Annotated in this window: 21 protein-coding genes; 6 read left to right on the top strand and 15 right to left on the bottom strand. The window is 70.1% G+C overall.

The genetic code is table 11. The features are described 5' to 3' along the window. Positions 1-16: 16 nt before the first annotated feature. The 4 genes from ACIBLC_RS21355 (at position 17) to ACIBLC_RS21340 (ending at position 4,840) form a co-directional block, all read left to right on the top strand. Positions 17-1,345: a DUF2252 domain-containing protein gene (locus ACIBLC_RS21355; RefSeq protein WP_399212634.1), complete on the top strand. Its 1,329-nt coding sequence runs from the start codon at positions 17-19 to the stop codon at positions 1,343-1,345. Positions 1,346-1,412: 67 nt separating this feature from the next. Then, the gene (locus tag ACIBLC_RS21350; RefSeq protein ID WP_399212633.1) at positions 1,413-2,102 is read left to right on the top strand and encodes a hypothetical protein; all 690 of its coding nucleotides are present in this window, start codon (positions 1,413-1,415) and stop codon (positions 2,100-2,102) included. A gap of 94 nt (positions 2,103-2,196) precedes the next feature. Continuing rightward, complete coding sequence (locus ACIBLC_RS21345) at positions 2,197-3,009, top strand: thioredoxin domain-containing protein (RefSeq protein ID WP_399212632.1); 813 nt, start codon at positions 2,197-2,199, stop codon at positions 3,007-3,009. Positions 3,010-3,169: 160 nt separating this feature from the next. Then, positions 3,170-4,840, top strand: coding sequence for an alkaline phosphatase D family protein (locus tag ACIBLC_RS21340; protein WP_399212631.1), 1,671 nt, complete (start codon positions 3,170-3,172; stop codon positions 4,838-4,840). A 16-nt stretch (positions 4,841-4,856) separates the two neighbouring features. Here the strand turns inward: ACIBLC_RS21340 and ACIBLC_RS21335 are convergent, their stop codons facing one another. Beyond that, a complete protein-coding gene (locus ACIBLC_RS21335; RefSeq protein ID WP_399212630.1) occupies positions 4,857-5,426 on the bottom strand; it encodes a dienelactone hydrolase family protein in 570 nt (189 codons plus the stop codon). A 122-nt stretch (positions 5,427-5,548) separates the two neighbouring features. Between ACIBLC_RS21335 and ACIBLC_RS21330 the strand changes: the two genes are divergently transcribed. Beyond that, positions 5,549-6,664 (top strand): mechanosensitive ion channel family protein, encoded by a 1,116-nt coding sequence (locus tag ACIBLC_RS21330; protein WP_399212629.1) that lies wholly within the window; start codon positions 5,549-5,551, stop codon positions 6,662-6,664. 65 nt (positions 6,665-6,729) lie between these two features. Here ACIBLC_RS21330 and ACIBLC_RS21325 read toward each other — a convergent pair whose 3' ends face one another. From ACIBLC_RS21325 to ACIBLC_RS21305, 5 genes are all read right to left on the bottom strand, one after another. After that, positions 6,730-8,322 (bottom strand): Na+/H+ antiporter, encoded by a 1,593-nt coding sequence (locus ACIBLC_RS21325; protein WP_399212628.1) that lies wholly within the window; start codon positions 8,320-8,322, stop codon positions 6,730-6,732. A 100-nt stretch (positions 8,323-8,422) separates the two neighbouring features. Further along, positions 8,423-8,890, bottom strand: coding sequence for a GNAT family N-acetyltransferase (locus tag ACIBLC_RS21320; protein ID WP_399212627.1), 468 nt, complete (start codon positions 8,888-8,890; stop codon positions 8,423-8,425). Further along, a complete protein-coding gene (locus ACIBLC_RS21315) occupies positions 8,887-9,831 on the bottom strand; it encodes an RluA family pseudouridine synthase (protein ID WP_399212626.1) in 945 nt (314 codons plus the stop codon). The genes ACIBLC_RS21320 and ACIBLC_RS21315 overlap by 4 nt, the downstream gene beginning before the upstream one ends. A gap of 85 nt (positions 9,832-9,916) precedes the next feature. Beyond that, positions 9,917-10,612 (bottom strand): signal peptidase II, encoded by a 696-nt coding sequence (gene lspA / locus ACIBLC_RS21310; protein WP_399212625.1) that lies wholly within the window; start codon positions 10,610-10,612, stop codon positions 9,917-9,919. Positions 10,613-10,700: 88 nt separating this feature from the next. After that, positions 10,701-11,759, bottom strand: coding sequence for a TraR/DksA C4-type zinc finger protein (locus ACIBLC_RS21305; protein ID WP_399212844.1), 1,059 nt, complete (start codon positions 11,757-11,759; stop codon positions 10,701-10,703). Between the two features lie 606 nt (positions 11,760-12,365). On the opposite strand from ACIBLC_RS21305, the gene ileS reads away from it, so the two are divergent. Beyond that, positions 12,366-15,509 (top strand): isoleucine--tRNA ligase, encoded by a 3,144-nt coding sequence (ileS, locus tag ACIBLC_RS21300; RefSeq protein ID WP_399212624.1) that lies wholly within the window; start codon positions 12,366-12,368, stop codon positions 15,507-15,509. A 321-nt stretch (positions 15,510-15,830) separates the two neighbouring features. Here ileS and ACIBLC_RS21295 read toward each other — a convergent pair whose 3' ends face one another. From ACIBLC_RS21295 to ftsW, 9 genes are all read right to left on the bottom strand, one after another. Continuing rightward, complete coding sequence (locus ACIBLC_RS21295) at positions 15,831-17,060, bottom strand: DivIVA domain-containing protein (RefSeq protein ID WP_399212623.1); 1,230 nt, start codon at positions 17,058-17,060, stop codon at positions 15,831-15,833. A gap of 46 nt (positions 17,061-17,106) precedes the next feature. Beyond that, positions 17,107-17,391, bottom strand: a complete 285-nt coding sequence (locus ACIBLC_RS21290; RefSeq protein ID WP_028803186.1) for a YggT family protein — start codon at positions 17,389-17,391, stop codon at positions 17,107-17,109. Positions 17,392-17,453: 62 nt separating this feature from the next. Then, positions 17,454-18,095 (bottom strand): cell division protein SepF, encoded by a 642-nt coding sequence (locus tag ACIBLC_RS21285; protein WP_399212622.1) that lies wholly within the window; start codon positions 18,093-18,095, stop codon positions 17,454-17,456. Between the two features lie 129 nt (positions 18,096-18,224). Next, entirely contained in the window at positions 18,225-18,944 is a 720-nt protein-coding gene (locus tag ACIBLC_RS21280; RefSeq protein ID WP_399212621.1) for a YggS family pyridoxal phosphate-dependent enzyme, read from the bottom strand. Positions 18,945-18,950: 6 nt separating this feature from the next. Further along, a complete protein-coding gene (gene pgeF, locus ACIBLC_RS21275) occupies positions 18,951-19,688 on the bottom strand; it encodes a peptidoglycan editing factor PgeF (protein ID WP_399212620.1) in 738 nt (245 codons plus the stop codon). Beyond that, positions 19,685-20,878, bottom strand: a complete 1,194-nt coding sequence (ftsZ, locus tag ACIBLC_RS21270; RefSeq protein ID WP_399212619.1) for a cell division protein FtsZ — start codon at positions 20,876-20,878, stop codon at positions 19,685-19,687. Before ftsZ ends, pgeF begins: the two co-directional genes overlap by 4 nt. A gap of 275 nt (positions 20,879-21,153) precedes the next feature. After that, on the bottom strand, positions 21,154-21,939 hold the full coding sequence (locus ACIBLC_RS21265) for a cell division protein FtsQ/DivIB (protein WP_399212618.1): 786 nt from the start codon (positions 21,937-21,939) through the stop codon (positions 21,154-21,156). Positions 21,940-21,974: 35 nt separating this feature from the next. Beyond that, the gene (murG, locus tag ACIBLC_RS21260; protein WP_266465266.1) at positions 21,975-23,066 is read right to left on the bottom strand and encodes an undecaprenyldiphospho-muramoylpentapeptide beta-N-acetylglucosaminyltransferase; all 1,092 of its coding nucleotides are present in this window, start codon (positions 23,064-23,066) and stop codon (positions 21,975-21,977) included. Positions 23,067-23,072: 6 nt separating this feature from the next. Then, positions 23,073-24,443 carry a putative lipid II flippase FtsW gene (gene ftsW, locus ACIBLC_RS21255; protein ID WP_399212617.1) on the bottom strand — a complete coding sequence of 457 codons (1,371 nt, stop codon included), beginning with the start codon at positions 24,441-24,443 and terminating at the stop codon, positions 23,073-23,075. Between the last annotated feature and the right edge of the window lie 103 nt (positions 24,444-24,546).

Below are 24,546 nucleotides of genomic sequence, written 5' to 3'. Positions count from 1 at the left end.
CAGGAGGCACCCAGCGATGTCGGACCCGCAGCTCAGCGACGAGCAACGCGGCGAGCAGATCCTCGCCGTCTTCGACACCGCCTTCGGCGAGCTCCTGGCCGCCGACCCGGCCGCGTTCCGCGTGAAGTTCCGCAAGATGGCGGCCTCCGCCTTCGCCTTCTACCGGGGCACGGCGGGCCTGTTCTACGACGACCTGGAGCAGGACAGGCGGGGCGGCCCGTACCTGGACGAGCGCACCTCTCGCGTGTGGATCCACGGCGACCTGCACGCCGAGAACTTCGGCACGTACATGGACGCCCAGGGCCGCCTGATCTTCAACGTGAACGACTTCGACGAGGCCTACGTCGGCCCCTTCACCTGGGACCTCAAGCGCCTCGCGGCCTCCCTGGCGCTGATCGGCTACGCGAAGGCGCTCAGCGACGAGCAGATCTCCGGCCTGGTGCGCACCTACGCCGCCGCCTACCGCGAGCGGATCCACGCCCTCGCGACCGGCGCCAAGAGCGACGAGGTGCCGCCCTTCACGCTGGACACCGCCGAGGGACCACTGCTGGACGCGCTGCGCGACGCCCGCTCGCTGACCCGCTTCGCGCTGCTCGACTCGATGACCGAGATCCGTGACTTCGAGCGACGCTTCGCGCCCGGCGGCGGCTCCATCGAGCTGGACGCGGCGACCCGCTACAAGGTCCTCGCCGCCTTCGACGGCTATCTGGAGACACTGCCGGAGTCCTCACTGACCCGCCCCGACTCCTACCGCGTGAAGGACGTCGTCGGCCGCCGCGGCATCGGCATCGGTTCGGCGGGCCTGCCGTCGTACAACATCCTTCTGGAGGGCAACAGCGACGCCCTGGAGAACGATGTGGTGATCTACATCAAGCAGGCCCAGACCCCCGCCGTCTCCCGGCACATCACGGACTCCTCGATCCGCGAGTACTTCCAGCACGAGGGCCACCGCACGGTGATCTCGCAGCGCGCCCTCCAGGCGCACGCCGACCCGTGGCTGGGCTGGACCGAGCTGGACGGCGCGGGACAGCTGGTCGCCGAGGTGTCGCCGTACGCGGTGGACCTGAACTGGGGCGACATCGACGACCCGGAGGAGATCGCCGCGGTCGTCGCCGACCTGGGCCGCTCCACGGCAACCATGCACGCGGCGGCGGACGACGAGAGCGGCCACTCGGAGCTGGTGCCCTTCTCCACGGAGCGGGCCATCGACGCCGCGATCGCCGCCGACGAGGAGGGTTTCGCCGGCCTCCTGGTCGACTTCGCCCACCACTACGGCGCCCGCGCCCGCGCCGACCACCAGATCTTCGTGGACCTGTTCCGTAACGGCCGGATCCCGGGTCTGTAGCGAGGGGCCAACTCACAGGGACCCTTTAGGGGTCCCTTACAGGAGCACGTGACACACTCTCCCCGCTATGGACATATCCGGGACCCACCTCAGAGCCGTTCGCGCGGTGCTGTTCACGGCCATGGTCGTGACGCTCAGCACCGCGTCGCACGTGCTGCTGTCGCGGGTCCCGCTGCCGATGGGGACGGTGGCCGCGATCGCCGCCGCCGTCTTCGTCCTCGCCTACGTCCTGGGGGGCCGCGAGCGCGGCTTCGGCCGGATCGCCGCGCTGCTGATACCGCTGGAGCTGGCCGCCGACACCGTCTTCACCACGGGCCAGCACGTCTGTTACGGCAGGGCGGGCGGCCCGGTCGCGGGCCCGCTGCGCTCGGTCGGCCTCGACCTGCTGTGCGGCGGGGGCACCGTCGGCGCCCCGCTGACCCGGGTGACCGGCACCGGCGGCGACCGTGCCGCCGCCCTGCTCACCCACGCCGACGCGACCGCCGCCTGGCTGCTGCTCGGCGCGCACGTCGGCATCGGACTCCTCGCGGCCGCCTGGCTGCGCCGCGGCGAGCGGGCGCTGGAGCAGTTGCTGCGCGCGGCCGCCGCGTCCACCTTCCGGCCGCTGCTGATCGCGGTCGCCGCGGTGACCGTGCGGCTGCTCGCGCCGGTACGCCGGCTGCCCCGCCCCACGCGCCGGGCGGCCACCGCCCGCATCCGCCTGTTCGTGCACTCCCTGGGTCGGCGCGGACCGCCGAGCTCCGTCGCTTTCGCGTGACCAGGCCCGCCTGAGCGACAGCGCCCGAGCACCAGCAGTCCCCCATACGCATCCCGCATACGACGTGTGCGCGTCCCATCTGGAGATCACCGATATGAGCCAGCGGAACAGCAAGGCCGCGAAGACGGCCGCCCGTGAGCGCCTGCGCGTCGAGCGCGAGCGCCAGGCGAAGCGCGACAAGGTCAAGCGCCAGGTCATCGTGGCCTTCTCCATCGTCGGCGTCCTCGCGATAGCCGGCGGCATCAGCTACGCGGTCGTACAGGGCAACAAGCCCGGCTACTGGGAGGCCGCGAAGGACGACAAGCTCGTCAAGCCGGCCAACACCACGGGCACGAACGGCACGACCGTCGTCGTCGGCAAGAGCACCGCCAAGAAGACCCTCGAGATGTACGAGGACCCGCGCTGCCCGATCTGCGCCCAGTTCGAGCAGACGGTCGGCGCGACCGTCGACAAGGGCATCGAGGCCGGCGACTACAAGGTCCAGTACATAGGCGCCACCTTCCTCGACAACAGCCTGTCCGGTGAGGGCTCCAAGAACGCGCTCAGCGCCCTGGGCGCCGCGCTGAACGTCAGCCCCGAGGCCTTCCTCGAGTACAAGACCGCGCTGTACTCGACGAAGTGGCACCCCGAGGAGTCCGACGACAAGTTCAAGAAGGACTCGTACCTCATCGAGGTGGCGGACACCGTCTCCGCGCTGAAGGGCAACACCAAGTTCCAGACGGCCGTCAAGAACGGCACCTACGACAAGTGGGCGCTGGAGATGTCCTCGAAGTTCGACGACAGCGGAGTGCAGGGCACGCCGACCCTGAAGATGGACGGCAAGGCGCTCACCGGTTCCGACGGCCAGAACGCGCCGATGACGGTGGCCGACTTCACCACGGCGATCGACGCGGCGCTCAAGGCCTGACGTACCGGGCCGACCGGCTCAGGAGCTGACGGATCAGCCGGCCTCGGAACCCGACGAGCCTGGCCCTCCCGCGACTTGACGGGTCCAGCAGTCGAAGAGCGGGCGAACTTTTCGGAGTTCGCCCGCTCTTTCCTTGTACTGGCCGGTAACCTGCTCGCTCGTGACCAGTCGCTTCAGATCATCCGACCTCTCGGGCGCCGCCGACTCCCGCGCCCCGCGCCGCCGTACGGTCGTCAAGGCCGCGGCCGCCACCGCCGTCCTCGCGGCCCCGCTCGCGGCCTCTCTCCCGGCCCGCGCCGCCACCGGGACCCCGGCCTTCCTGCACGGCGTCGCCTCCGGCGATCCGCTGCCCGACGGCATTCTGCTGTGGACCCGGGTGACGCCCACCGCCGAGGCGGTACCGGGCTCCGGGCTCGGTCCGGACACCGAGGTGAGCTGGACCGTCGCCACGGACAAGGCGTTCGGCACGGTCGTCGCCAAGGGTTCCACCACCGCGTCGGCGGCCACCGACCACACCGTGAAGGCCGACATCCGCGGCCTTCGCCCGGCCACGGACTACTGGTTCCGCTTCTCCGCAGGCGGAACCGACTCGCCCGCCGCCCGCGCCCGCACCGCCCCCGCCGCCGACGCCGCGGTCACCGGCCTGCGCTTCGGCGTGGTCTCCTGCGCCAACTGGGAGGCGGGCTACTTCTCCTCGTACCGCCATCTCGCCGCCCGCGGCGACCTCGACGCCTGGCTGCACCTCGGCGACTACATCTACGAGTACGCGGCCGGCGAGTACGGCACCCGCGACACCGTCGTACGCCCGCACGCCCCGGCCAACGAGATCACCACCCTCGCCGACTACCGCATCCGGCACGGGCGTTACAAGACCGACCCCGACCTCCAGGCGCTGCACGCGGCCGCCCCCGTCGTCGCGATATGGGACGACCACGAGTTCGCCAACGACGCCTGGTCGGGCGGCGCCGAGAACCACACCGAGGGCACGGAGGGCGCCTGGTCCGCGCGCCAGGCCGCCGCGAAACAGGCCTACTTCGAGTGGATGCCGGTCCGCCCGGCCATCACGGGAACCACCTACCGCCGGCTGCGTTTCGGCAAGCTCGCCGACCTCTCGCTGCTCGACCTGCGCTCGTTCCGCTCCCAGCAGGCGTCCACGGGCAGCGGCTCGGTCGACGACCCGGAGCGTACGATCACCGGCCGGGCGCAGCTCGACTGGCTGAAGTCGGGTCTCAAGGCCTCGGACACCACCTGGCGGCTGGTCGGCAACTCGGTGATGATCTCGCCGTTCGCCATCGGCTCGCTCGCCGCCGGTCTCCTCAAGCCGCTCGCCGAGCTGCTCGGCCTCCCCAAGGAGGGCCTGGCACTCAACACCGACCAGTGGGACGGCTACACGGACGACCGCCGCGAGATCCTGGCCCATCTGCGGTCCAACGCGATCCGCAACACGGTCTTCCTGACCGGCGACATCCACATGGCCTGGGCCAACGACGTGCCGGTCGACGCCGCCACGTACCCGCTGTCCGCGTCCGCCGCCACGGAGTTCGTCGTCACCTCGGTCACCTCCGACAACCTCGACGACATCCTCAAGGTCTCCGAGGGCTCCGTCTCGGCCATCGCCGAGCCGGTCATCCGGCTCGCCAACCGGCACGTCCACTGGGTCGACACCGACCGCCACGGCTACGGCGTCCTGGACATCACCGCCGACCGCGCGCAGATGGACTACTACGTGCTCTCCGACCGCACGAAGGCCAACGCGACCTCGTCCTGGGCCCGTTCGTACCGCACGCGCAGCGGCACGCAGAAGGTGGAGCGGACGTACGACCCGGTGTGAGAGCCCCGGAGGCCTGTCACAGACTGTCGAGGAAGCCGAGCGCCACCTTCCAGGTGGCCTCGGCGGCCTCGGCGTCGTAGTCGGGCAGGTCGGGGTCGGTGTACAGGTGCCCCGCGCCTGCGTACCGATAGACCTCCACGTCGGCCCCGGCTCTCCCCATCTGGAGATACCAGGAGCTCAGCCAGTCGTCCGTCTCGAAGGCGTCGGGCTCGGCGACATGCAGCTGGACGGGCAGGTCGTCCACCGACGCGCTCTCCGCGATGTCCGACGTACCGTGCAGAAGGAGCAGGCCGCGGGCCTTCTCGTCGCCGAGCGCGAGGGTCTGCGCGACGGAGGCGCCGAGCGAGAACCCCGCGTACACCAGACCGCGGTCGGAGTAGGGCGCGGCTGCCAGCACCGCGCGTCTGAGCAGATCGTCCTTGCCGATCCCGTCGTTGAAGGCCATGCCCTCCTCCACGGTCTCGAAGGTGTGCCCCTCGAAGAGGTCGGGAGTCCACACCTCGTGGCCCGCCGCGCGCAGCCGGTCCGCCGCAGCGTCCACCGCGGGCCGGAGCCCGTAGGTCGAGTGAAAGAGCATGATGTTCATGAGTCCCATGGTGCCAGTCCGCACTGACAACGCCTGATCAGGCCGGGACCGGCCACGCGATACCCCGGACCGGGCCAGGAACACGTGTTCATGAGCCCGCCGGGCCGGTTACGGTCTCAGGCATGGAGAACGTACTGCGCCCACTGATCGTCCTCGGCGGCTCGGTCGTGCTCACGCTGCTCATCGGGTGGGCCGTCGACATACTGCTGCGGCGGGCCGACGCCCGGCGCGAGGAGCCCGGCCTCTGGGGTCTGCTCCGGCGGGCCCGCATCCCCTTCCAGCTCGTGCTGTGCGTGGCCCTGCTGAGAGGCTCCTACGACCAGGCCCACATCGCCCGTGAGCACTCGGCCGGCACCGGCCGGATCCTGTCGCTGGTCCTGATCGGGTCCACCGCCTGGCTGATCGTGCGGATCGCGGCGGCGATCGTGGAGACCTCGTACTCGCGCTTCGCCAACGCCCACCGCGATCCGGCGCGGGTCCGCCGGGTGCGCACCCAGGTGACCCTGATCCAGCGCGTGGTCTCGGCGATCGTGGGTGTGGTGGCGGTCGCCGCGATGCTGCTCACGTTCCCGGCGATGCGCGCGGCCGGTGCCTCCCTGCTGGCCTCGGCCGGCATCCTCGGCATCGTCGCCGGTGTGGCCGCCCAGTCGACGCTCGCCAACATGTTCGCGGGCCTGCAGATCGCCTTCGGCGACATGGTGCGGCTCGGCGACACGGTCGTGGTGGACGGCGAGTGGGGCACGGTCGACGAGATCACCCTGACGTTCCTGACGGTGCGGACATGGGACGAGCGCCGGATCACGATGCCGGTCTCGTACTTCGTCTCGAAGCCCTTCGAGAACTGGTCGCGCGGCAGTGCCCAGATGACCGGCATCGTCTTCTTCCAGGTCGACCACTCCGCCCCCGTGGAGGCGATGCGCGGGCAGTTGCGGGACATCCTGCGCGACTGCCCGGCCTGGGACGGCCGCGACTACGGGCTGGCCGTCACGGACTCGACCGCCAACACCATGGAGGTACGCGCCCTGGTCACCGCGAAGGACGCGGACGACATCTGGACGGTACGGGTGACGGTCCGCGAGCGGTTGATCCGCTGGCTGACCGAGGAGCACCCCTACGCGCTGCCCCGCGTCAACACGGCGGACGCGGTCCTGCCGCCGAGCCACGTCAACGGCCACTCCCCCCGCCAGGACCGCTCGCGGGCCACCGAGCCGCCGCGCACCGGGACGGGCCGGGGCTGACCCCAGACGCGGAGCGCGGCGCAAGGCCCGCGCTCCGCACCCCCGTTGCCCCTCGGTCCTCAGCGTCACCGCAGGCTGCGCACGTCCAGATGCCGCAGTACCCGGTCCACGATCTCCGGGTCGGCCCCCGGTTCGCCGCGCGCGGACAGCATCTCGTGCCGGGCCGCGCTGAGCATCTCCTCCTGAACCCGCCGGAACCTCTTTATCCGCTCGACCCGCTGCTCGTGCCGCTCCCGGCGCTCGTCGTCGGCCGCCCCCAGGTCCGGACTGATCCGCAGCCCGATGTCGAGCGCCCGGCGCCGGAGCTGCTCGGACAACTCGTCCGGCAGCTCCTCCGCCGCCTCGATCTCCTTGAGCCTCGCCCTCGCGGCCTTCGCCGCCCGGACGGCGAGCTCCCTCTCGAAGGCCATCTCGCTCTTGGTGTCGGCCTGCACACCGAGCTTCTTGACGAGCCAGGGCAGGGTCAGTCCCTGGACCAGGAGCGTCGCCATGATCACTCCGAACGCGATGAACACGATCTCGTCCCGGTCCGGAAAGGGTGACCCGTCGTCGGTCTTCAGCGGAATCGCGAGCGCCAGGGCCACCGAGGCGACCCCGCGCATTCCCGACCACCACATCACGACGGTCTCCCGCCAGGAGATCGGGATGTCCTCGTCGTAGTCCCGCTTGGCGTGCAGCCGTTTGGTCAGCCAGGTGGCGGGGAGCAGCCACGCCAGGCGTACGAACACGACGACGCCGACGATGGCCGCGGCCCAGCCCAGCATCTCGCCCCACCGCCCGGACGCCGTGTTGATCGCGTTGTGCAGCTCGAGTCCGATCAGCCCGAACGCGACCCCGGTGACCAGCGTGTCCACCACGTCCCAGAACGACTGCCCGGCGAGCCGGATCAGGACGTCGTCGGCATCGGTGGCGAACTCCGCGAGGAACAGCGCGGTGATGAGCACCGCGAGCACGCCGGAGCCGTGCAGTTCCTCGGCCAGTACGTAGGAGGCGAACGGCACGAGCAGGGTCAGGCCGATGTGCAGGGTGGCGTCGTCCAGCAGGCCCATCAGCTTGTTCGTGCCCCAGCCGAGGGCGAGTCCCACGGCGAGCGCGATGACGGCGGACAGCACGAAGTCGAGGCCGGCCCGCCACGGTGAGAAGCTTCCGCTGACCGCCGCGGCGATCGCTACGTGGTACAGCACGATGGCCGTCACGTCGTTGAAGAGGCCCTCCCCCTCCAGTGTCGACACCAGCCGGCGGGGCAGCCCGAGCTGTCCCGCGACGGCGGTGGCGGCGACCGGGTCGGGGGGCGCGACCAGGGCGCCGAGCGCCACGGCGGCGGCGATCGGCAGTCCGGGCACGATCGCGCTCGCGACCACGGCGACCGCCGCCGTGGTGACGAACACCAGCGCCACGGCCAGCAGGAAGATCGGGCGCATGTTGGCCGTGAACTGTCGCCACGAGGTGCGCCGCACCGCGGCGTAGAGCAGGGGCGGCAGCAGCGCGGGCAGGATCAGGTCGGGCGGGATGTCCACGTTGGGGACGAAGTCCAGCACGGCGAGGACGATGCCGAGGAGCGTCATCAGCACCGGCGCGGGCAGCCCCAGCCGGGCTCCCAGCGGGACACTGAGGATGGCCCCGAGCAACAGCGCGAACAACAGGGCCAGCTGATCCACGGTCAACACTCCGGCGGGGTCGGGGAGATCAGGGAAGATCCAGACCCCAAGCGTGCCACGCGCCTACGACAATGCGTCGACGACAGCCTCGCCGCTCCGCTCAGAGCTCTCGGCGCATCGCCCGGTGCGCGATCCCGGCGTCCGGGAACTCAGCGCCGTAGGCCACGTACCCGAGCCGCTCGTAGAACCCGAGCGCGTGCGTCTGCGCGTGCAGGTCCACCGCGGCCAGTCCACGCGCGCGTGCCGCGTCCTCGACGGCGCGTACGAGTGCGACACCGACGCCGAGCCCGCGCGCCTCCCGCTTCACGGCGAGCCGCCCGAGCGAGCCGACGGTGAGGTCACCGTCGGTCTTCGCGGCGGCGGCCTCGCCGTACAGGAGCCGGCCCGTGCCGAGCGGCGTCCCGTCGTCGCGGATGGCCAGGACGTGCAGGGCCCCCTCGTCGTACGCGTCGTACTCGATGTCCTCGGGCACGCCCTGCTCGCCGACGAAGACCTCCTTGCGCACCGCGAAGCACGCCTCGCGGTCGACGGCGTCCCCGGCGACCCGCACCTCGTACGGATCACTCACGCGTAGCTCTCCTCACGGACCTTGTCGAGGGCCTTGCTCAGGTCCTCGGGGTAGTCGCTCGCGAACTCCACCCACTGCCCGTCACCGGGGTGCTCGAAGCCGAGCCGCACCGCGTGCAGCCACTGGCGGGTGAGTCCGAACCGCTTGGCGAGCGTCGGGTCCGCGCCGTAGGTCAGGTCGCCGACACAGGGGTGCCGGTGGGCGGACATGTGGACGCGGATCTGGTGCGTGCGCCCGGTCTCCAGCTTGATGTCGAGGAGGCTGGCGGCGCGGAACGCCTCGATGAGGTCGTAGTGCGTGACCGAGGGCTTGCCCTCCGCCGTCACGGCCCACTTGTAGTCGTGGTTGGGGTGGCGCCCGATCGGAGCGTCGATCGTGCCGCTCATCGGGTCCGGGTGGCCCTGGACCAGCGCGTGGTAGCGCTTGTCGACGACGCGTTCCTTGAACTGCCGCTTCAGCGACGTGTACGCGCGCTCGGACTTGGCCACCGCCATCAGGCCCGAGGTGCCGACGTCGAGCCGGTGCACGATGCCCTGGCGCTCGGCGGCACCGGAGGTCGAGATCCGGTAGCCCGCGGCCGCGAGGCCGCCGATGACGGTGGTCCCGGTCCAGCCGGGGCTGGGGTGCGCGGCGACGCCGACCGGCTTCACGATCACGACGATGTCGTCGTCGTCATGGATGATCTGCATGCCCTCGACGGGCTCCGCGACGATCTGCACGGGCGCGGGAGCCTGCGGCATCTCCACTTCCAGCCAGGCACCGCCGTGCACCCGCTCGGACTTGCCGACCACCGAGCCGTCGACCGTGACCTTCCCCGACGCGGCCAGCTCGGCGGCCTTCGTGCGGGAGAAGCCGAACATACGGGAGATGGCGGCGTCGACGCGCTCGCCCTCCAGTCCGTCGGGCACGGGCAGGTTGCGGATCTCGGGAACGGTGCTCACCCGTCGAGTATGCCGGACGGGTCGGACACCGCCCGACCACAGCCCGAACGTCAGTGCGCTCCCAGGACGCCGTACGCCCGCGCGCTCAGCCCTTGTGGACGGTCCCGTCCGGGTCGAGGCCGCGGAAGGACAGCAGCACGATCAGGATGCCGCCGCAGACGATCGCCGAGTCGGCCAGGTTGAAGACCGCGAAGTGCTTGGGCGCGATGAAGTCGACGACCGCGCCCTCGAAGACACCGGGCGAGCGGAAGATCCGGTCGGTCAGGTTCCCCAGCGCGCCGCCCAGCAGCAGGCCGAGCGCGATCGCCCAGGGCAGGCTGTAGAGCTTGCGCGCGAGCCGTGCGATCACCACGATGACGGCCGCCGCGATCACCGTGAAGATGATGGTGAAGGCCTCGCCCAGGCCGAAGGCCGCGCCGGCGTTGCGGATCGCCTCGAACTTCAGCCAGTCCCCGATGACCTCGATCGAGTCGTGGTGCTCCAGCTTCGCGACCACGATCATCTTGCTGACGAGGTCGAGGAGGTACGCCAGCGCGGCGACGGTGAACAGGACCGCGATCCTCCGCCTGCCCTTCGGCCGCTCCCCCGGGCTCCCGTCCTCGGCCGCGCCGGAGCGCTCGGCCGGGCTCTCGCTCCCGTCCGCGCCGGACCGCCCGGCCGGGGCAGGCCCGTCCGCACCGGACCGGTCGCCCGACGCCGCGTTCTCGTCGGACTGCTCCGGCCCGGACCCCGCCGCCCCTGGGATGTCCGGCGTACCGATGATGCGCTCCGCCTCTGCCACGTGAGTCCCTCAACCTAGGTTCCTGACTGAGGACGAGGGTACGACACACCCCCTGGCGCCCACGTGCTCAGGAGCGCTCCCGCGCCGATCAGTAGCGGCGCTCCTGCTTCTGCTTGCACTCGACGCACAGGGTGGCGCGCGGGAAGGCCTGCATCCGCGCCTTGCCGATGGGGTTGCCGCAGTTCTCACAGAGGCCGTACGTGCCCGCGTCGAGGCGTTGGAGCGCCCGCTCGGTCTGCTCCAGCATCTCGCGCGCGTTGGCGTTGAGGGCCATCTCGGACTCACGCGTGATGTTCTTCGTGCCGGTGTCCGCCTGGTCGTCGCCCGCGCCGTCGCCGGAGTCCCGCATCAGGCCCGCGAGCGCCTCCTCGGACGAGGAGATCTCGGAGCTCAGCCGCAGGGCCTCGGACTGGAGCTCCGCGCGCGCCTCCGCGGCCTCTTCCGGGGTCCAGGGGTCCTCACCGGAGCGCACCGCGAGCTCGCCGGGCACCACCACCGCGGAGACCCGCGCCTTGGGGACCGGACCGGGCTTCTTCGCCGCCGTGGCCGTACCAGGAGTCTTCTTCGCAACCACCGTCGTGGCTCCCGTCGTCTTCGCGGCCTCCGCCGCGCCCTGGGCCGCGGACGCGACCGTCTTCTTCGCCGTGCCGCTGCTCTTCTTGGCGGCGCGCTTCGCACCGGCCCTCTTCGTGGCAGCGCCCTTCGCCGGCGCCGTCCCCTCCGGAGCGGTCGCCTCCGCCACCGCGGCCTTCTTCCCGACGACCTTTCCGGCCACCGCCTTCTTGGCGGTGGTCTTCCTCGCGGCGGCCTTCTTGGCCACCGTCTTCGAAACAGCCGCCCTGGGGGCAGCCCTTTTCGAGGCGGACCCCTTCGGAACGGCCGCCTTGGAGGCAGCCGCTTCGGAGGCGCCGACCGTCGAATCGGCTTCCGGGGAGACGGCCGCCTCCCCGGTGACCGCCCTGGCGGCCTCCTCGGACGTCCTGGACGTCCTGGCGGCCTTCCTGGAGGCGTTCTTCACCGGCTTCGCGGCGGTTCCGGCCTCCTCCGGTGCCGCCTGCGCGCTCTTCTTTCCACCCACGTCCTTGGCCGCCGGACCCGTGGATCTGCCGGACGCCGACTGCTGTACGGCGGTCTTCTTCGCCACCATGGCCGCGGCCCCTTCACATATCGTGATCACGCTCGCGAATCGTGCTGGGACGATAAATCGACTTCTGGCCCACGGCAACGGGACGCACCAACGATCCGGCCGCCCCGCGGGTCCCGCGCGACGAGCCTGCATGCGTTGTGCCCAGCTCCCCGCCGGGTAATCCGTCGAGTCCGGCGTCCCAGGATCCGGAACTCCGCACCTCGCCATTCGGGTCACCTCGCAGGCCACCGGCCCACCCCGGAAAACCGGTCGGGCGCTGTCCCCCCGGCGCCGTACACTGGGTCGAGCGAGAAGCGTGGATGGGGACGAGTAGCGGCGTGAGCGGCCAGGAGCGACCCGGGGGCGGTGGAAGCCCGGGGGACAGCGCGACGCGAAGATCACCCCGGAGCCACCGGAAGAAAGCCACAGCCCAGCGGCGAAGGCCAGTAGACCCGGTATCGCGACCCCAATGAGGGGGCTCGCCGGTGCGCACAGAGCACCGGAGGGCCAAGGAGGGTGGTACCGCGGGAGCGCGCCGCACACGGCGTCCGCGGCGGCTGCTAGGCAGCCGCACAGGCTCTCGTCCCTCCGACGGAAGGCAGCAAGTCCGTTGGAGGAAGCTCGCTGATGACAGCGCCGACGTACCGCCAGGTACCCGCCCAGGTCGACCTGCCCGCCCTCGAGCACGCCGTGCTCGACCTGTGGCGCGAGCAGAAGGTCTTCGCCAAGACCCTTGAGCGGTCCGAGGGCCGCCCCGAATGGGTGTTCTACGAGGGCCCGCCCACCGCGAACGGCATGCCGGGAGCCCACCACATCGAGGCGCGCGTCTTCAAGGACGTCTTCCCGCGCTTCCGCACCATGCGGGGCTACCACGTGGCCCGCAAGGCCGGCTGGGACTGCCACGGCCTCCCCGTCGAGCTGGCCGTCGAGAAGGAGCTGGGCTTCAGCGGCAAGCAGGACATCGAGGCGTACGGCATCGCCGCGTTCAACGACAAGTGCCGCGAGTCCGTGACCCGCCACACCGACGCCTTCGCCGAGCTGACGACCCGCATGGGCTACTGGGTCGACCTCGACGACGCCTACCGCACGATGGACCCCGAGTACGTCGAGTCCGTGTGGTGGTCGCTCAAGGAGATCTTCAACAAGGGCCTGCTGGTCCAGGACCACCGCGTCGCCCCCTGGTGCCCGCGCTGCGGCACCGGCCTCTCCGACCACGAGCTGGCACAGGGCTACGAGACGGTCGTCGACCCGTCCGTGTACGTCCGTTTCCCGCTCACCTCCGGTCCGCTCGCCGGCCAGGCCTCGCTCCTGGTGTGGACGACCACCCCCTGGACGCTGGTCTCCAACACCGCGGTCGCCGCGCACGCGGACGTCAGCTACGTCGTGGCGACGAACGGCGACGAGAAGCTCGTCGTCGCCGCACCCCTCCTCGAGAAGTCCCTCGGCGAGGGCTGGGAGACCACCGGCGAGTCCTTCACCGGCGCCGAGATGGAGCGTTGGACGTATCAACGTCCGTTCGAGCTGGTGGAGTTCCCCACGGACGTACCCACCCACTACGTGGTGAACGCCGACTACGTGACGACCGAGGACGGTACGGGCCTGGTCCACCAGTCCCCCGCCTTCGGTGAGGACGACCTCAAGGTCTGCCGCGCGTACGGTCTGCCCGTGGTGAACCCCGTCCGCCCGGACGGCACCTTCGAGGAGGACGTGCCCCTCGTAGGCGGTGTCTTCTTCAAGAAGGCGGACGAAAAGCTCACCGAGGACCTCCAGGACCGCGGACTGCTCTTCAAGCACATCCCGTACGAGCACAGCTACCCGCACTGCTGGCGCTGCCACACCGCGCTCCTCTACTACGCGCAGCCGTCCTGGTACATCCGCACCACGGCCATCAAGGACCGCCTCCTCCAGGAGAACCAGAAGACCAACTGGTTCCCTGAGTCCGTCAAGAACGGCCGCTTCGGTGACTGGCTGAACAACAACATCGACTGGGCGCTCTCCCGCAGCCGTTACTGGGGCACTCCGCTCCCCCTGTGGACCTGTGACGAGGGCCACCTCACCTGCGTCGGCTCCCGCGCGGAACTCTCCGAGCTGACCGGCACCGACCAGTCGAACCTGGACCCGCACCGCCCGTACATCGACGAGGTCACCTTCGCGTGTCCCCAGTGCGAGGGCACGGCCACCCGCGTCCCGGAGGTCATCGACGCCTGGTACGACTCGGGTTCGATGCCGTTCGCGCAGTGGGGCTACCCGTACAAGAACAAGGAGCTCTTCGAGAGCCGCTACCCGGCGCAGTTCATCTCGGAGGCCATCGACCAGACCCGCGGCTGGTTCTACACGCTGATGGCGGTCGGCACCCTCGTCTTCGACAAGTCGTCGTACGAGAACGTCGTGTGCCTGGGCCACATCCTCGCCGAGGACGGCCGCAAGATGTCCAAGCACCTGGGCAACACCCTTGACCCGATCCCGCTGATGGACCAGCACGGCGCCGACGCCGTCCGCTGGTTCATGGCGGCCGGCGGCTCCCCCTGGGCGGCACGCCGTGTGGGCCACGGCACCATCCAGGAGGTCGTCCGCAAGACCCTCCTCACGTACTGGAACACGGTCGCCTTCCAGGCCCTGTACGCGCGCACCTCCGGCTGGGCACCCAGCGAGGCGGACCCGGCTCCGGCCGACCGCCCCGTCCTGGACCGCTGGCTCCTCTCCGAACTCCACGCGCTCACCGACCAGGTGACCCAGGCCCTGGAGGCGTACGACACCCAGCGCGCCGGAAAGCTCCTGTCGGCGTTCGTCGACGACCTGTCCAACTGGTACGTACGCCGCTCCCGCCGCCGCTTCTGGCAGGGCGACAGGGCGGCGCTGCGCACCCTGCACGAGGTCGTCGAGACCGTCACGCGGCTGATGGCCCCGCTGACCCCGTTCATCACCGAGCGGGTCTGGCAGGACCTGGTGGTGCCGGTCACACCGGGCGCCCCCGAGTCCGTACACCTGTCCTCCTGGCCGGAGGCGGACCTGTCCGTCATCGACCCGGAGCTGTCCAGGCAGATGGTGCTCGTACGCCGTCTCGTGGAGCTCGGCCGCGCCACGCGCGCGGAGTCCGGTGTCAAGACCCGCCAGCCGCTGTCCCGCGCGCTGGTCGCGGCGACGGGCTTCGAGACCCTGGACCGCGAGCTGCACGCGCAGATCACCGAAGAGCTGAACGTGAGCTCGCTGGCCGCTCTGAGCGAGGTGGGCGGCTCCCTGGTCGACACCACGGCCAAGGCGAACTTCCGCGCCCTGGGCAAGCGTTTCGGCAAGGGCGTCCAGGCGGTGGCCAAGGCCGTCGCCGAGACCGACGCCGCCGCGCTCTCCCTCGCCCTGCGCGCCGGAACGGCCTCGGTCGAGGTCGACGGCGAGACGGTGACGCTGGCCCCGGACGAGGTGATCATCACGGAGACCCCGCGGGAGGGCTGGTCGGTGGCGTCCGACTCCGGCGCGACCGTCGCCCTCGACCTGGAGATCACCGAGGAGCTGCGCCAGGCGGGCCTCGCCCGTGACGCGATCCGCCTGATCCAGGAGGCCCGCAAGAACAGCGGCCTCGACGTGGCCGACCGCATCGCGCTGCGCTGGACCGCCACGGACCCGGCCGTCATCGCGGCCCTGGCCGAGCACTCCGCCCTCATCGCCGACGAGGTCCTCGCCACGGACTTCGCCCAGGGCGAGGCGGACGACACCTACGGGGACCCCTTCACCGACGAGCCCCTGTCTCTGACGTTCCGCCTACGCAAGGCGTAAGGGCAACCTTTCAGCCCGTCCGGCGCTTGAGGACGAGCGCGAAGCGCGAAGGGGGGCCTGGGGGCGCAGCCCCCAGAAACGGGACGGGAAGGGGCGGAGGGGGCGAATAAACCTCCCCGCCCACCCCCACAACCACCCGCACCCGCACCCGCACCCGCACCCGCACCCGCGCAAGAAGGCCCGGCACCCACCTGACCCACGGTGGGCGCCGGGCCTTCGGCCTTGCCCTCGCACAGACACCCGCGCAAAAGGGCGGGGCCCCGGGATATCCCGGGGCCCCGCCCTGAAGGCTGCCGACGCCTGAGGCGTACTAACTGGCCGTCAGTTGTCGTCCTCGTCGATGAGGAACCCACGCATCGGCGAGGGCGCCTGCTGCATCGGCGACGGACCCTGCGGCCGCACCGGCGCCATCGGCTGCGTCATCGCAGGCGACATCTGCTGCTGCCCGCCGTAGGACGGCGGAACCGGAGAGGGACCGCCACCCATCTGCCCACCGCCGTAGGACGGCGCACTCGCACCGGCCGGAGCCATGGAGGGCGCGGAAGGCGAAGGCAGCGACGGTGCCGCCGGAGCACGCGGCGGGGCCAGCGAGTCATCGGCCTGGGTCTCCAGCTGACGCAGCTGGGACTCGAGGTAGGACTTCAGCCGGGTCCGGTACTCACGCTCGAAGCCGCGCAGATCCTCGACCTTGCGCTCCAGCGTGGCACGGGCGGACTCCAGGGAGCCCATCGCTACGCGGTGCTTCTCCTGCGCGTCCCGCTCCAGCGCGTCGGCCTTGGAACGCGCGTCGCGCTCCAGGCCCTCGGCACGGCTGCGAGCCTCGCCGACGATCTTGTTGGCCTCGGAACGGGCCTCGGCGATCGCCTGGTCGGCGGTCTGCTGGGCCAGCGAGAGCACACGGGCGGCGCTGTCGCCGCCGGGGCCCTGACCGGGCTGCCCCATCTGCGGACCGTGACCGCCCATGGGGCCACCCATGGGTCCGCCCATCTGCTGCTGCATCTGCGGCTGCATCTGGCCGGGCATCTGCTGCATCTGCTGGCCGGGACCCTGACCCATCGGGCCCTGTCCCATCCCGCCCTGGCCCATCGGACCCTGACCCATCGGGCCGTGTCCCATCGGGCCCTGGCCCATGGGTCCCTGGCCCATCTGACCCTGTCCCTGCGGACCGCCCTGACCACTGGGGCCCGCGGGCAGCTGCGGCGCACCGCTCGGCAGCTGGGGCGGGCCGCCCATGGGGCCGCCCATCTGCTGCTGCGGCGGGCCCGATATCCCGGCGGGCACGGGGCCACCCGGACCGCGCATGCCCTGCGGCGGGCCCTGCTGCTGGTCCTGCTGCTCGGGCGGCTTGCGCATGCCCTGCTGCTGGTTCTGCGCAGCCGCGCGCGTGGCCGCCGCCAGTTTGGCGCGCAGGTCCTCGTTCTCTCGGAGCAGACGAGTCAGTTCGGCTTCGACCTCATCGAGGAAGGCATCGACCTCGTCCTCGTCATAGCCTTCTCGGAGGCGGACGGTCGTGAACTGCTTGTTCCGCACGTCCTCGGGGGTCAACGGCATCTCTTCACCTCAACGTAGTCGTCGGCATTCGGCAAGACCGTATCGTTCACAGCCGGCTCACGACGGAGATCAGGATGTAGACGATGATCATCAGTACGAAGAAGGACAGGTCGAGCGCCACGCCCCCGAGACGCAACGGCGGGATGAACCGCCGCAGAAGCTTGAGCGGTGGATCAGTGACAGTGTAGGTGGCCTCCAGAACGACCACCATCGCCTTGCCTGGCTGCCATGAGCGGGCGAACTGGAAGACGTAGTCCATGACCAACCGGAAGATCAGCACGATGAGGAAACACATCAGCGCGATGTAGAGAACCTGCCCGACCACGCTCATGATCCGTGCTTCCCTCTCCCCTGTTTCCGTACGTTTCCGTACCTTGACTCCGGTACTGCGTCTCAGCTCTGGTTGAAGAACCCGCCCTCTGCGATACGGGCCTTGTCCTCCGCCGTGACATCGACGTTAGCAGGCGACAACAGGAACACCTTCTGCGTCACCCGCTCGATGCTGCCGTGGAGACCAAACACCAAACCGGCCGCAAAGTCGACAAGTCGCTTCGCGTCTGTGTCATCCATCTCAGTCAGATTCATGATCACCGGGGTGCCCTCACGGAAGTGTTCCCCGATGGTACGGGCCTCGTTGTAGGTCCGGGGGTGCAAAGTGGTGATCCGGTAAGGCTCCCGCTCGGACACGACCTTGGGCATGATCACCGGTGCATTCTTCTCCATGCTCTGACGTTCTTGTGTGATGGATGCCACGGGCGCGATCCGCGCCGGACGCTGGGATTCCGCGGCCAGCGAAGAGGAATGTGGCACCGGGTCGCGCGGTGCCGGAGGCTGCACCACTCGTACCGATTCGTCCCGTTGGGACTGATGCGCCTGGTGTGACTGGTGCGGCGAATCGTGCCGACGACGGTCCCGCTCGGGCTCCGGGTCGAGCTCGGGCTCGAAGTCGTCATCGGGGTCGAAACCCCTGCCGTCGTACCCATCGTCCTCCACGAGGCCGAGGTAGACCGCCATCTTGCGCATCGCGCCGGCCATGCTCTGAGTCCTCCGCTCTGTGGTGGATCGGCTGACGAGTTGCCAAGTGTCCGCGATCCACGAGGTCGTATGCCCGCCCAGTGGCGGTAATGACCATATTTTCTGCTGTGGTCCGACTTCTTGGCGACGTTACCCGAGCCTGGGTCGGACTCCGAGTACCGCAGTACCGACGCGTACATGTGTCGCTCCGGCCGCAACGGCTTGTTCGAGGTCCGTACTCATACCTGCCGAGACCATGTTCGCAGCCGGATGGGTGCGGCGCATAGCAGTCGACAAATCCATCAGCCGCTCGAACGCCGCCTGTTGGCGTCCCGCATAGGCTCCGGTGAGGGGCGCGACGGTCATCAGCCCCTCCAGCCTGAGCCCGGGAGCCTGCGCGACGAGATCCGCCAACTCCCCGATTCCGCCCGCCCCCACGCCTCCGCGCTCTCCTCGGCCACCCTCTTCGGCGTCGAGCGCGACCTGGATGAGACATCCCACCTCGCGCTCCACCCGTACCGCCTCCTTCGACAGAGCCGTGACGAGCCTGGCGCGGTCGACGGACTGCACTAGATCCGCGTAACCGAGAACGGAACGCACCTTGTTGGTCTGCAACTGACCGACAAAATGCCAGGAGAGGGGAAGACCGGAACATTCCGCCGCCTTGGGCGCCGCGTCCTGGTCCCGGTTCTCGGCGACGTGACGCACGCCGAGTCCGGACAGGATCCGCACATCACTGGCGGGGTAGGTCTTGGTGACCACGATCAGGGTCACCTCTTCACGCTTGCGCCCGGCGGCGACGCACGCCGCCGCGATGCGCTCTTCCACTTTCGCCAGGTTTCCGGCGAGTTGAGCCTTACGGTCCGTCATGTCCTATCAGCCCAGCCAGACATAACCCGCGAGCCGCCCGGTGGTGCGGTCGCGACGGTAGGAGAAGTGGTCCCCCGATTCGAGCGTGCACACCGGCGACCGCTCCCGGTCACGCACACCGAGCCGGTCGAGCTGCGCGTGCACTCCGGCGGCGACGTCGACGGCGGGAGTGCCCCAGTTGGTCTCGGCGTACGCGGCGGGCTCGACGGCTGCGACCTCGGCGCGCATCGCGTCCGGCACTTCGTAGCAGCGCCCGCAGACGGTGGGCCCGGTGCGCGCGACGATCCGGGACGGCTCGGCGCCGAGTTCGACCATGGCCCGTACGGCTTCGGGGACGACCCCCGCCACCAGGCCGGGCCGTCCCGCGTGGGCGGCGGCGACGACTTCGGCGACAGGGTCGGCGAGCAGTACGGGCGTGCAGTCGGCGGTGAGCACTGCGAGGGCGAGGCCCCGCTCGGCCGTGACGAGCGCGTCGGCCTCCGGTACCGGCCGGTCCCCCCACGGCCCGTCGGCCTCGGCGACGTCGTTGCCGTGCACCTGGTTCATCCAGACCACGCGAGCCGGGTCAAGACCCAGCGACTTCGCGGCCAGTTCACGGTTGGTCCGTACGGCGTCGGGGTCGTCGCCGACCGCTCCGCCGAGGTTGAGCTCCTCGAACGGAACGGCGCTCACCCCGCCCCACCTGTCGGTGAAGGCGAAGTGCGCGCCGCTCACTGTGCTCGTTCCGGAGCGCTGTCCTATCACTTCAGGAAGTCCGGCACGTCCAGCTCTTCGGCCGCGCTGTCCGAGTACGACCGGGACGGCGGAACCGGCGGGGAGACCGGGATCTCGTTGACCGGCTCCGGCGCGGGCGCCTGCGTCTCCTTGGGGGTGACGCTGCCGAGCGAGCCGAAGGACGGACGGCTGTCGGAGGAGGACCGCACCGGAGTGGACTCCTCGCGCTTGGCCGAGGACGAGCCGAGGACGGTGTCCCGCTTCGAGGGCGGCTGACCGCCGTCGAAGCCGGCGGCGATGACGGTGACCCGCACCTCGTCGCCGAGCGCGTCGTCGATGACCGCGCCGAAGATGATGTTGGCCTCGGGGTGCGCGGCCTCGCTCACCAGCTGGGCGGCCTCGTTGATCTCGAAGAGACCGAGGTCGGAGCCACCGGAGATGGAGAGCAGCACGCCACGGGCGCCGTCGATGGAGGCTTCCAGGAGCGGCGAGGAGATCGCCATCTCGGCGGCGGCCACCGCGCGGTCGTCGCCGCGGGCCGAGCCGATGCCCATGAGGGCCGAACCGGCCTCGGACATCACGGACTTGACGTCGGCGAAGTCGAGGTTGATCAGACCGGGCGTGGTGATGAGATCGGTGATGCCCTGAACACCCGACAACAGGACCTGGTCCGCCGACTTGAAGGCGTCGAGGACCGAGACCTGGCGGTCCGAGATGGACAGCAGCCGGTCGTTCGGGATGACGATGAGGGTGTCGACCTCTTCGCGGAGTTCGGCGATGCCGTCCTCCGCCTGGTTGGCCCGGCGCCGTCCCTCGAAGGTGAACGGGCGCGTGACCACGCCGATGGTGAGGGCGCCGAGCGAGCGGGCGATGTTGGCGACGACGGGTGCGCCGCCGGTACCGGTGCCGCCGCCCTCGCCGGCCGTCACGAAGACCATGTCGGCCCCCTTGAGGACCTCCTCGATCTCCTCACGGTGATCCTCGGCCGCCTTGCGGCCGACGGCCGGGTTGGCTCCGGCGCCGAGTCCGCGGGTGAGTTCCCGGCCGACGTCGAGTTTGACGTCGGCGTCGCTCATCAACAGAGCTTGCGCGTCGGTGTTGATGGCGATGAACTCGACGCCCTTGAGACCGACCTCGATCATCCGGTTGATGGCATTGACACCACCGCCGCCGACACCGATGACTTTGATGACTGCGAGGTAGTTCTGCGGTGCTGCCACGTCGAAGGCCTCTCGCCTCGAGTTACGTGTCGTCGCCTCGCGTGTTCGCGATCCGACGACTGATGCCGAATGGGACGGTCCGAACGCCGACCCGAACCCTAACGTTGAAGTTTAGGGTTACCAGTGTGTCTGTTCCTTGGACTCTTCCGAACAGGACACTAAGTCGACAAGTGGCGCACGTTCAACGAACACGCCGAACCTCCCGTTTTTCTTTTCACCCTATGTGATCAGCCGTAGCGCTGCCCAACCAGGGTGCTGGCCTGCGCAGATGTGCGTCAACTCCCTGATGACGCAGGGGCGGTGGGAACACTCACGTCGAAGTGCCGCGCCTCGGGAGCGGCTTTCATGAGAGCGGTGAGCGTACGGGCCTTCGCCGCGCCCTTCTCGCCGCTCCCCCACTCGACGGTCCGGCCGCCCTTCAACTCCAGCGAGATGGAGTCGTACGAGAGGACCTTGACGACCTGGGTGTCGCGGGCGACGGCGGCCGGAATGTCACCGGCGACCGTCACCGCCTCACGCACCAGCCGGTCGGCCCCGAAGCGCAGCAGGCCCGCTGACCGGGACACCGTCAATTTCAGTACCGGCACGCCCTTCGGGGCACCCGAAACGGTCGCGAACCGCACGCCCTTGGCGTCCACTTCGACGAACTTTCCGCCCTTTTCCTCAATCAGGACCGGAGTGCGTTCGGTCACTTTCAGTCCGATTCCATGCGGCCAGGAACGGACGACATCAACCGAGTCAATTCGGGGCAATTTCCGGCGCAGTCGTTCCTCAATGGCGTCGGTGTCGACGGAAATCAGCGGCGATCCGACCGGAACACCGGCCGCTTCGCGCACCTGCTGATCCGTCAGCACCCGCACACCCGAGGCCGATACCCGCTCCACGCGCAGCCACTTCGAGCCGTAGAGAACCCACACGGAAGCGGCGCCGAGCAACACGGCCGCGACCAAAAGGATGATGAGCATACGAGGCCGGGGCAGCCGCCCGACACGGGGCGGCCGGGGCGGGCCGGATTCCACCTTCTGCCGTTCACCGCGCTCGGCGGTCGTCGGTCCGGCCACGCTCCCTGCCTTCCCTCATGCGTCCCTCTACGTCCCTACCGGTGGCGTGAGGCGATCGCCTCGTACACCATGCCGACGAGCAGGTCGTCGGCGTCCCGGCGACCGAACTCACTTGCGGCGCGGGACATCTCGTACAACCGGTGCGGGTCGCCGAGCACGGGCAGGACGTTGCCCTGGATCCACTCGGGCGTCAGTTCCGCGTCGTCGACCAGCAGTCCGCCGCCCGCCTTGACCACCGGCTGGGCGTTCAGCCGCTGTTCGCCGTTGCCGATGGGCAGCGGGACATAGGCGGCGGGGAGCCCGACGGCGGAGAGTTCGGCGACGGTCATCGCGCCGGCACGACAGAGCATCATGTCTGCCGCGGCGTACGCGAGGTCCATCCGGTCCACGTACGGTACCGGGATGTACGGGGGCATTCCCGGCATCTGGTGCACCTGCGGCAGTTCGTTCTTCGGACCGACCGCGTGCAGGATCTGGATACCGGCCTGCTGGAGGTACGGGGCGACCCGCTCGATGACCTCGTTCAGGTGCCGGGCGCCCTGGGAGCCGCCCGAGACCAGCAGGGTCGGCAGCGCGGGGTCGAGCCCGAAGGCCGCGCGGGCCTCGGGGCGTACGGCGGCCCGGTCGAGGGTGGCGATGGAGCGGCGCAGCGGGATGCCGATGTAGCGGGCGCCGCGGAGCTTGCTGTCCGGGGTGGAGACGGCGACCTGGGCCGCGTACCGCGAACCGATCTTGTTGGCCAGGCCGGGCCGGGCGTTGGCCTCGTGGATGACGATCGGTACGCCGAGGCGCTTGGCCGCGAGGTAGCCGGGCAGGGCCACATAGCCGCCGAAGCCGACGACCGCGTCCGCCTTGGTCCGCTCCAGGATCTGCTCGGCCGCCTTGATCGTGCCGCGCAGCCGCCCTGGGACGGTGATCAGCTCGGGGGTGGGCTTGCGCGGCAGTGGGACGGCGGGAATCAGCGCCAGGTCGTAGCCCCGCTCGGGTACGAGTCGGGTCTCAAGGCCGCGCTCCGTGCCCAGTGCCGTGATTCCCACGGTCGGGTCCTGCCTGCGCAGGGCATCCGCGAGGGCGAGCGCCGGCTCGATGTGGCCGGCGGTCCCCCCGCCGGCGAGTACGACATGCACCGAAATTCACCGCTCTCCGGACGAACGCGCCGCCGAGGCACGCCGTCGCATTGTGTTCCATCTCCGAGGCCCCGCGTTTTCCCCCGCGGAGCCTCTCACCGCAGCCCGCTTTCTGCCAAAGCGGGGCTGCCGCATCGCGAGCGCCGCCCGCGCCGCGGGGTCCTCGCGGGCGAAGGCGATCAGCAGTCCGATGGCGAACATGGTCGGCAGCAGGGCGGAACCCCCGTAGGAGAACAGCGGGAGCGGGACACCGGCGATCGGCAGCAGACCGAGCACCGCACCGACGTTGATCACGGCCTGGGCCGTGATCCAGGTGGTCACGCCTCCCGCGGCATACCTCACGAAGTGGTCCTCCGTGCGTCCGGCCACGCGGATACCCGCATAGCCTAGAGCCGCGAAGAGGGCGAGCACCGACAGCGTCCCCGCCAGGCCCAGTTCCTCCCCGGTGATGGCGAAGATGAAGTCCGTGTGCGCTTCGGGCAGTTGGCCCCATTTCTCCACGCTGGCGCCGAGGCCGGACCCGAAGAGTCCGCCGGAGGCCAGGGCGTAGATGCCGTGCACCGCCTGCCAGCAGTCGACGGGTCCCGCCTGGGGTTCGGTCGCGCCGAGGCAGGAGAGGCGGGCCATCCGGTTCGGGCTGGTCCTGATGAGGATGAAGCCGAGCGTCAGGGCGATGGAGAGCACGCCCCCGAAGAGCCGGGTGGGCGCTCCGGCCAGCCACAGCAGCCCGAAGAGGATCGCCGTGAGGATGATCGCCGTGCCCATGTCGCCGCCGAGCATGATCAGCCCGAGCAGCATGAAGGCCACCGGAACCAGCGGCACCAGCATGTGCTTCCACTGCGCCAGCAGCCGCTTGTCCTGTTTGCGGGCGAGCAGATCCGCGCCCCACAGCACGAGCGCGAGCTTGCCGAACTCGCTCGGCTGGAGCTGGAAGGGGCCGCCGACGGAGATCCAGTTCTGGTTGCCGTTGACCGCCACTCCTATCCCCGGCACCTGCACGAGGATCATCAGGAAGACGGAGCCCGCCAGTATCGGATACGCCAGCGCCCGGTGCAGCCGTACCGGCATCCGCGAGGCGGCGAACATCAGCACGCCCCCGATACAGGCAGCCAGGAACTGCTTCCGGAAGAAGTAGGAGCCCGGCAGCGACAGCTGCAACGCCGTGATCTGGGAGGCCGAGTAGACCATCACCAGACCGAGCACGGTGATCAGCAGGCTGCCGCCGAGGATCAGGTAGTACGCGGTCAGCGGCCGGTCCCAGGCTTTGCGGACGCGTACGGAGAGAGTGCGTACGGGGTTGTCGCGCGGCGGGCGGGCGGCGAGGGGCCGCCTGGAGGCCCGCTGGACCGGGGGGCGGCCGGTACGACTGCCGGGCATCAGCGGCCCCTGTCGCCGCGGGGCGGGACAGACAGGCACAGCGTCGTGCCGCCGGCGGGGGTCCGCCGGAGATACACCGACCACGATGGCTTCACGCGTCGCT

It is taken from the genome of Streptomyces sp. NPDC050535, from assembly GCF_044457665.1.
Classification (GTDB): Bacteria; Actinomycetota; Actinomycetes; order Streptomycetales; family Streptomycetaceae; genus Streptomyces.
Note: the sequence above shows the minus strand (reverse complement) of the source record. Positions and strands in the feature narration are given on the sequence as shown.